Below are 2500 nucleotides of genomic sequence, written 5' to 3'. Positions count from 1 at the left end.
AGACGGATCAGACCCGAAACCGAGTGATCTAGGCATGAGCAGGATGAAGGTACGGTAACACGTACTGGAGGTCCGAACCCACACCTGTTGAAAAAGGTCGGGATGACTTGTGCCTAGGGGTGAAAGGCCAATCAAACTCGGAGATAGCTGGTTCTCCGCGAAAGCTATTTAGGTAGCGCCTCGGACGTATTCCCTGGGGGGTAGAGCACTGCATGGATGATGGGGGCCCACAGCCTTACTGAGTCTAAGCAAACTCCGAATACCCAGGAGAACTATCCGGGAGACACACGGCGGGTGCTAACGTCCGTCGTGGAGAGGGAAACAACCCTGACCAACAGCTAAGGCCCCCAATTCGTGGCTAAGTGGGAAAGCATGTGAGACTTCCAAAACAACCAGGAGGTTGGCTTAGAAGCAGCCATCCTTTAAAGATAGCGTAACAGCTCACTGGTCTAATCAAGAGGTCTTGCGGCGAAGATGTAACGGGGCTCAAGCCACGAGCCGAAGCTTTGGATGCACTTTAGAGTGCGTGGTAGCGGAGCGTTCTGTGATATAGAACGCTGCCTCTTTAGCCCAGCAATGGTCTACGGAGGCAATGTTCTGACTGTGAAGCCGGGCCGTGAGGCAACCGGTGGAGTGATCAGAAGTGAGAATGTTGACATGAGTAGCGACAAACAGGGTGAGAGACCCTGTCGCCGAAAGTCCAAGGGTTCCTGCTTAAAGCTAATCTGAGCAGGGTAAGCCGGCCCCTAAGGCGAGGCCGAAAGGCGTAGTCGATGGGAACCAGGTTAATATTCCTGGGCCAGGAGATGGTGACGGATCCCGAGGGTAGTTCGATCTTAACGGATTGATCGGGCTGCTTAGGGGTCCCTGGAAATAGCCCTCCACAAGACCGTACCCTAAACCGACACAGGTGGACTGGTAGAGAATACCAAGGCGCTTGAGAGAACCACATTTAAGGAACTCGGCAAAATACCTCCGTAAGTTCGCGAGAAGGAGGCCCGGTTTTTGCGCAAGCAGAGGCCGGGGGCACAAACCAGGGGGTGGCGACTGTTTACTAAAAACACAGGGCTCTGCGAAGTCGTAAGACGACGTATAGGGTCTGACGCCTGCCCGGTGCCGGAAGGTTAAAAGGAGAGGTGCAAGCCTTGAATTGAAGCCCCGGTAAACGGCGGCCGTAACTATAACGGTCCTAAGGTAGCGAAATTCCTTGTCGGGTAAGTTCCGACCTGCACGAATGGCGTAACGACTTCCCCGCTGTCTCAAATGTGGACTCAGCGAAATTGAATTGTCTGTGAAGATGCAGACTTCCCGCGGTTAGACGGAAAGACCCCATGCACCTTTACTACAACTTCGCACTGGCATCAGGATTGCGATGTGCAGGATAGGCGGTAGGCTTTGAAGCGGGGACGCTAGTCCTCGTGGAGCCATCCTTGAGATACCGCCCTTCGCACTCTTGATGTCTAACCGCGGCCCGTTATCCGGGTCCGGGACCCTGCGTGGTGGGTAGTTTGACTGGGGCGGTCGCCTCCCAAACAGTAACGGAGGCGCGCGAAGGTTGGCTCAGACCGGTCGGAAATCGGTCGTTGAGTGCAATGGCAGAAGCCAGCCTGACTGCAAGACTGACAAGTCGAGCAGAGACGAAAGTCGGCCATAGTGATCCGGTGGTCCCGAGTGGAAGGGCCATCGCTCAACGGATAAAAGGTACGCTGGGGATAACAGGCTGATGATGCCCAAGAGTCCATATCGACGGCATCGTTTGGCACCTCGATGTCGGCTCATCTCATCCTGGGGCTGGAGCAGGTCCCAAGGGTACGGCTGTTCGCCGTTTAAAGAGGTACGTGAGCTGGGTTTAGAACGTCGTGAGACAGTTCGGTCCCTATCTGCCGTGGGTGTTGGAGACTTGAGAGGAGCTGCCCCTAGTACGAGAGGACCGGGGTGGACGTTCCACTGGTGGACCAGTTGTCGTGCCAACGGCAGTGCTGGGTAGCTATGAACGGACAGGATAAACGCTGAAGGCATCTAAGCGTGAAGCCCCCCTCAAAACAAGGTCTCCCTTGAGAGCCGTGGAAGACCACCACGTCGATAGGCCGGAGATGTAAGTGCAGCAATGCATTCAGTTGACCGGTACTAATGGCTCGATAGGCTTGATTTGATCCGGAAGAAGCAGGATTATCCTCCTTCCTCCAAAGCATCCTTGGACAATATCAGACCCTTCAAAGGGTCCGACGCTGAGCGTTTCTTTCCTGGTCTGGTGGCCCTAGCGCGAGCAAAACACCCGATCCCATCCCGAACTCGGCCGTTAAGTGCCGCTGCGCCGATGGTACTGCGTCTTAAGACGTGGGAGAGTAGGTCACCGCCAGACCTGGTAAGAAACGCAATATCTCTCTGATACGATGAAATAAACCCGATCAGGACAACCTTGGCGCGGGGTAGAGCAGCCCGGTAGCTCGTCAGGCTCATAACCTGAAGGTCACAGGTTCAAATCCTGTCCCCGCAACCA

At 55.1% G+C, this 2500-nt stretch carries 1 tRNA gene and 2 rRNA genes (1 of these 3 cut by a window edge); all 3 read left to right on the top strand.

The features are described from left to right. A 23S ribosomal RNA gene (locus FHD68_RS17465) occupies positions 1-2152 on the top strand (it extends 681 nt beyond the left edge of the window). Positions 2153-2247: 95 nt separating this feature from the next. After that, positions 2248-2362: ribosomal RNA gene (rrf, locus tag FHD68_RS17460) — 5S ribosomal RNA — on the top strand. 61 nt (positions 2363-2423) lie between these two features. Next, positions 2424-2500: transfer RNA gene (locus tag FHD68_RS17455), tRNA-Met, on the top strand.

Source organism: Paracoccus marcusii, assembly GCF_006151785.1.
In the GTDB taxonomy this organism is placed as follows: Bacteria; Pseudomonadota; Alphaproteobacteria; order Rhodobacterales; family Rhodobacteraceae; genus Paracoccus; species Paracoccus marcusii.
This window is presented reverse-complemented; position numbering and strand designations above follow the sequence as displayed.